Genomic DNA, 6,607 nt, shown 5'->3' on the forward strand with positions numbered 1-6,607 from the left:
GCTAAAATTCCTTTTTTATGATTAAAAGTAATATTTATGGTATTCCATCAATGATATATATTTTCATAGATTATAAACTGGAAAAGTTCAAAAATGAGATTAACTACACCTATGGTTTTATTTTTCAGACCTTAGGTTATAGCTTTAGTTTTGTTTCGGATATAGGAGAGCTGAAAGAAGATGATATTCTATTCATCTATGGCTATACTGACCCAACCATAGAAGAACTTGTAGCCATAGCACAACACTTTATTACCATCTTTATTCCCTGTGAGCCGGACTTATTTGACCCGAAAAGTATGACAATGGATAAATTAAAGCGCAACCTAAAGATGGTTAAACTTCTTTCCAAGACTCCAGTAATAAGCAGTCGTAGCTTTTCCTATCCGGCAGAAAATTATTCTGAAAGTAAGATTCAAGCAGGGAAAATAAACTTTGATCTGGTAGGCAATATCTTTTTCCATTTAGCCCATCTGGAATCACAAGTTGACTCCACCCGTGATGCGGAAGGCTATTATCCTGAAGAAGCAAGCATCTTTCATCCTTATAGGGAAACACCTTATGTAGATAATATGCTCTGGTTAGTGGATTCAATGATTAAAGAGCACACTCGCAGCAAAGGAATCCCCTTGGTGCAAAAACAATACTGGCCTCAAGGACAGGAAGGAGCAGCACTTTTAACTCATTCGGTGGATAATCTACAAAAATGGAATTATACTGACCTTCTCCTATCTCTGGGAACTGATGTAGCAATGTTTTTTACTTTGAATTGGAAACAACTATTTCACACTATCTCCAGTAAATTTAAATATCTGTTTACTAATGTGGAACTCTACTGGAATTTTGAGGAATATCGTGCACTGGAAGAAGCTTCAGGTTACCGAAGTACTTTTTATATAGCACCAGATAAAAATGAATACATTAATTATAGTCTGGATGACCCGGATTTACAGGAAGAAATTAGACAATTAACCAGAACAGGCAATGAAATTGGATTACTACTCACTCCGGATAAAACCAATCCTGATGACTACATTACCAGAAAACAGGTTATGTTGCATCAGCTACATCAAGAGACTATAGGCATAAGACAGTTGCATTATAAAATAAATGAAAATCTCAGGGGATTGCATTCCAAGCTTAATCCAGCGTATAGTCAAAGCACTGCCTTAAGAGATATGCCCGGCTATATAAATGGAGTTACAGTTCCTTATCAACCCTGGATTGGTGGATTAAGTGTTCCCTGGTATGAGCTTCCGACCATCTATTGTGATGCACATTTAAGGGTTGGTAGATTTAAAACTTTACAACTGGAACCAGCTAAGAAGCTTTTAAAGAAATTCTTCCAGAGCACTATAAGGACAAGAGGAGTTTTTGGGCTTGACCTGAATCTGGCTTCTTATTATGATATACCCTATGTTAAAAAGCTCTATACTTATGCTTTGGCACTTATTAAATCCGGTGGAATCTGGGTGCCCACAGCAAATGAATTATCCCAATGGTGGAATAAAAGAAATAGAGTAACAATTAATGAGACGGAATATGAAATCAGCATTTTTTTCCCAGACAATCTGGAAAACTTTACCTTGAAGATAATAAACATTAAAAACATTAAAGAAATTTTGGGTGTGCCAGCTAAAGTAGAAGGGAATATGGTAATTTTTTCCAATGTTAATGCTGATTCAATTGCAGTAATCAGGTTAAATCAAGAATTATGACAAGATTGCTTCATCTTCAGCTTTTACCACTACTCTCAGGTGTGCAGAATTTCAGTCTCTTTCTGCTTGATGGTTTACCTGAAAATCAATTTGATATCTATGTTGCCAGTGTTCCAGGAGGAGATTTGGTAGATGCTGTTAAAGCTCGGGGCTATCACTATCTTCCTTTGAAACATATGAAGCGTCCTATTGCGATAGATGACACTTTAGCTTTAATGGAACTTTATTCGTTGATGAAGCGCTATAATTTTGATATTGTACATACTAATTCTTCCAAACCTGGATTTCTGGGTAGATTAGCAGCTTCTTTTTCTCATATTCCTTTGATTTTGTATACAGCACATGGAACTTCCTTTCACGATGATCAACCTCTTTGGCAACAAAAAATCTATAGACAGCTGGAGAAATGGGCAAATAGCTGGGGTGATTATGTGGTATTTGTGAATAATTGTGATAGACTCAAATATCTGGAAATGGGGTTAGTGCCTCCTTCTAAAGCAATAACAATCTATAATGCCATACCTTATGAGCAGGTGGAAAAGTTTACAAAGATAGCTCAAAAACGAACTTGTAATCCTTATAAAAGAGAATTTGTTATTGGTTCTACCCTTCGTTTCTCTCGTCAAAAGAATGTTATAAATCTGATTACTGCTGCCTGTCAGGCTTGTAAAAATGAACCCAAACTGAAGTTTATTATCTTAGGTGAAGGGGAACATTGGAATATTTGCCGAACGATAGTACATTCTTATGGTTTAGAGGAAAGAATTATTCTTCCAGGTTGGGATGTAAATATAGCGCAATGGTTAGCTTTATTTGATGCCTTTATACTATATTCAAGGTGGGAAGCGCAGCCTTTTAGTGTCATAGAGGCAATGCATTCCGGTTTACCAGTGATAGTTAGTGATATTCCTTCTTTACGAGAAATGATTACAGAGGAATGTGGATGGATAGTTCCACTGGATAATCAACCTGCTTTGATTCAGTGCCTTATAGAGGTGGCACAACATCCAGAGATTGCTTTTGAGAAAGGCGTTATTGCTAATAAGAGGATAAAAGAGATATCTGATTATGATACGATGGTCAAAAGTTATTTAGAACTTTATCAGAAGGTGATGTGAATTATATTATAATAGTTATAATTATACTTGCAATAGCCATTCATATAGCTACTCATCTTCTGGTGCCCTTAAATATAAAGTTATCCAGGAAATTACATATAGTAGCTCAACCGAATGAACGGAAAATAAATCAGATAGCCATTCCTGAAGCGGGAGGTTTATCCTTTGCTTTACCTATAATTATAGCTGAATTAATCCTGGCAAGTATAATCCCAGATGTAGAATTTAAGCTTTTGGTTTTTCCCCTAATAGGGGTAGAACTTATAACTTTAATTTTAGGTATAACAGATGACCGCTGGGATATTCCTGCTCTGCTTAAACTGCTCTGGCAGATAGGAATTGGCATTATTATGTATCTTATAGAATTCAGAGTTATGTCCTTAACCAATCCTTTTGGGTCAGATTTGATGCTGGGCTGGCTATCTTTTCCCGTAACTATTATCTGGTATCTCGTCTTGATGAATGCAATCAATTTAATAGATGGTATTGACGGTCTGGCAAGTGGTATCTGCGTTATTGTATGTGCAGTGTTATTAGTAGTAGGAATAAAAGAAAGCAATAGCATAGTAATAGCTTTATCAGCCTTTTTACTGGCTGGTAATCTTGCTTTTTTGCGATTTAATTTCTATCCTGCCAAGATTTTTCTGGGTGATACCGGAGCCTTATTTAATGGATTGGTTCTTGCAGCTATATCTACTGCAGGGAACAGACAGTATAAAGGGATAACTTCTATGACCTTGATTATTCCACTATCCGTGCTGGCAGTGCCTCTAATAGATATGTTTCTGGCTATATTTCGCAGAATTAGAGGTGGCAACAATATCTTTACACCAGATAAGAAACATTTACATCATATAATGCTTTCTCTGGGACTTTCTCAAAGAATGGTAGCGATTATTGTCTATTTTATGACTTTACTATTTGGCTTGATAGCCATAGGTTTTTCATTTTCAACCAAAAAGATACTATTTTCTGTGTTATTATGTTTACTTACACTGGCAGTGGTGGTATCATATATTTTTATGCGCAAGGGAAGGAAAGAATGAAACATATAGCTCTTATATTAATCATAGGTTGTGTAGGTTTTTGCCTCTGGGGTGCTAAATGGGAGACTATTACTAATACCACTCATATTTATGATTTATTAGAAATGGATACAGGATACTATATGGGCACCTGGGGTGGGATGGTTTTTGTCTCTAAGCTTAATACACCAGGTATCCATTTAGAAGCTATCAACAAAGTCTGGACGACAGCAGATGGACTGGTCTCAAACGATGTGCGAAATATATCCTATATTCAATTCAATCAAAGTATATGGTTAGGTTCTGCCAGTGATGGTATTACTATTATTAATCAACAGGGTATGCAAAAATTGACCACTGAGCTGGGACTTCCTTCTAACAATGTAGTTAAAATAGTTGAGAAGGGGTCTAATGTGCTGGTGGCAACTCAAATGGGACTGGCAAATTACTACTATCTGGAAGGGGTAAATTTCCCTTTGCAACTTCATCAATATAATGTGCAAAACACTCCAGGCTTACTATCTAATAACATTAATGCGATGGAATTAGCCAGTAATAATTATCTCTTTATTTCCACTGATAGAGGGCTAAATTTTGTTCATCTGGATTCTCTGGATGTGGATGATGCCTGGCATAGTTTATCGGGTGCGAGAGTAAAGAATGGACATAAGAATAAACTTTCTATCGGAGGAGATAAATTAATAGTTACGGCTCCCACGGAAATATATTGTCATTCTATAGATCCTTACCAGAATAGTTGGACTCACTATACTTCGGCAAATGGATTAATAAATCAGAACTTTAATTATGCGACTATTGATGCAAATGGAGATTTATGGGTTTCGTATGGAACCTGGGATGAAGATATTCTGGCTTACAATCTGACCGGAGATATTCTTCTTACCAGAATCAGTTCAGAAGGCGCAATTCAACACCTAAATAAAAAAGAGCTCGGACTGGGCACAAAATGTATCAGCAAGATTATCTGCACTGATGATGGGATTTATCTTTGCAGCTGGGGTGATGGAATCTTTTATCAAATCTATCCTTTTAATCCAGCGGCTGACCCTTGGCAACAATATTTACAGAATACCATTGGCTTTCCTAAAATTAGAAATATTGTCACTGATGCCCAAAATGCTATATGGTTTTCCAGTGGAGCCTGGAGTATAATACCACAAAGGAAAAGCTCTCTGGGAGCCTGTAGATATAAAGATGGAATCTGGCGAACCTATAACTTGGCTAATAGCCCTATTCATACGGATAATGTCTATACGGTTGAAGTAGATAGTAAGGATAGAAAGTGGTTCGGCACTTTTTATGCTATCGAAAATGCCAGTCCTACTGGCTGGAAATATGGTGTCTCCATCTTTGATGAAGTAAATAATCAATGGTTTTGGATTACACATAGTGGGATGTATCAATGGAATGAAACCACTCAGTCTTATGGAGGAAATCCGATTGGAACGGCACAAGTTCTGGGAGATACAGATGTGGGTATTAACTGTGATAAATATGGGAATATGCTTATTGCCTGTTGCGAAGATGGTTTCACTGTCCTAAGCCCTGAAGATGAATTTATTAGGAATTTCACTATTCCAAATAGTGTTCGTCAGGCAGTAGAATATAGTTATCATAATGGTAGACAATATTTTATTGGTACACATAATGATCGCGGTTTAGTAATCTGGAATGATGATTCTATCCCTGAATCTAATGGAAACCATTGGCTTATTCCTGACCCTCCAGAATTGAATAACTGTGAAGTGTATGGAGTAGTTACTATTGAAAGTCCTTACGAAGGAACTCAGCATTGGATTGCTGCCAGTAATGGACTTTTTATGTGGGATGAGACTGATTGGTATAAATATGACACAGCTATAAAACGCTATAAATATAATAAGAATACGCATAACTGGGAAAATAATATTCTCTACTTTGTGGATGAAGAAAGACTTTTTGGTTCTGTACGTACAACTCCAACCGCGATATATTTAGACCCTTTTAATCGTATTTGGATTGGTAGCCTGCAACATGGCTTAACAATGTATGACCCAATAACGGAACGATTTACCAATTATTATCAAGAGAATTCTCCTCTGCTATCTAATTATATAACTGCTCTGGGATACAATCCAGAAGAGGGGAAGCTGCTTATTGGCACACCAGAGGGTCTCAATACTCTCATTATAGGTTATCAGATAAAACCGGAAACTCAACTCACATCTTTAAAGATATATCCCAATCCTTTCTATCCAGAGAAGGATAAATCTATCAGCATCATCAATTATCCTTCAGGAACTTTACCTCTTGGAAATAATAAATGTCGCATCTATGATAGTTCTGGAGCTTTGGTCATTACTTTAAAAGAAAATGAATTTGCTCGTTTTGACTGGGATGGCTTGAATTCTGCAGGAAAGAAATGTGCCACAGGCATCTATTATGTAGTAGTCATGGATGAAAAAGGGAATAGGAAAACTGGAAAGATAGCACTTTTAAGATAAATGAGTTTTTATTAAAAGAGGGTGAAACTATATCGTCTTGATAGGGAGTGCGAGAGGTCCTCATCTAATAATGGTGGTGATACGTCCTCATCTCGTAAAGCAGGCATAGGGGTGCGAGATGTCCTCATCTCGTAAAGCCATAAGGCTTTTCATACTTTAGTAGCTATATAGGCAAAAATATAAATCTTAGCTTTTTAATACACACCTTATTAATAGCAAGCTCCTTCGGAGCTTCATAAACG

At 36.7% G+C, this 6,607-nt stretch carries 4 protein-coding genes; all 4 read left to right on the forward strand.

Annotated features, from left to right (window positions below):
• Window positions 1-17 precede the first annotated feature (17 nt).
• The 4 genes from E0946_RS05460 to E0946_RS05475 are packed head-to-tail and all read left to right on the forward strand — an operon-like array spanning window position 18 to window position 6,365.
• Entirely contained in the window at window positions 18-1,718 is a 1,701-nt protein-coding gene (locus E0946_RS05460) for a polysaccharide deacetylase family protein (RefSeq protein WP_133201456.1), read from the forward strand.
• Window positions 1,715-2,836, forward strand: coding sequence for a glycosyltransferase (locus tag E0946_RS05465; protein WP_133201457.1), 1,122 nt, complete (start codon window positions 1,715-1,717; stop codon window positions 2,834-2,836). The genes E0946_RS05460 and E0946_RS05465 overlap by 4 nt, the downstream gene beginning before the upstream one ends.
• Window positions 2,833-3,882: an MraY family glycosyltransferase gene (locus tag E0946_RS05470; RefSeq protein ID WP_133201458.1), complete on the forward strand. Its 1,050-nt coding sequence runs from the start codon at window positions 2,833-2,835 to the stop codon at window positions 3,880-3,882. The genes E0946_RS05465 and E0946_RS05470 overlap by 4 nt, the downstream gene beginning before the upstream one ends.
• Window positions 3,879-6,365: a T9SS type A sorting domain-containing protein gene (locus tag E0946_RS05475; protein WP_165942094.1), complete on the forward strand. Its 2,487-nt coding sequence runs from the start codon at window positions 3,879-3,881 to the stop codon at window positions 6,363-6,365. The genes E0946_RS05470 and E0946_RS05475 overlap by 4 nt, the downstream gene beginning before the upstream one ends.
• The last annotated feature ends 242 nt before the right edge of the window (window positions 6,366-6,607 follow it).

This window comes from Candidatus Syntrophosphaera thermopropionivorans (genome assembly GCF_004353895.1).
Lineage (GTDB): Bacteria > Cloacimonadota > Cloacimonadia > Cloacimonadales > Cloacimonadaceae > Syntrophosphaera > Syntrophosphaera thermopropionivorans.

Coding starts and splice junctions, on each gene's coding strand:
- E0946_RS05460 (WP_133201456.1), top strand. CDS start 18: ATGATTAAAAGTAATATTTATGGTATTCCATCAATGATATATATTTTC.
- E0946_RS05465 (WP_133201457.1), top strand. CDS start 1,715: ATGACAAGATTGCTTCATCTTCAGCTTTTACCACTACTCTCAGGTGTG.
- E0946_RS05475 (WP_165942094.1), top strand. CDS start 3,879: ATGAAACATATAGCTCTTATATTAATCATAGGTTGTGTAGGTTTTTGC.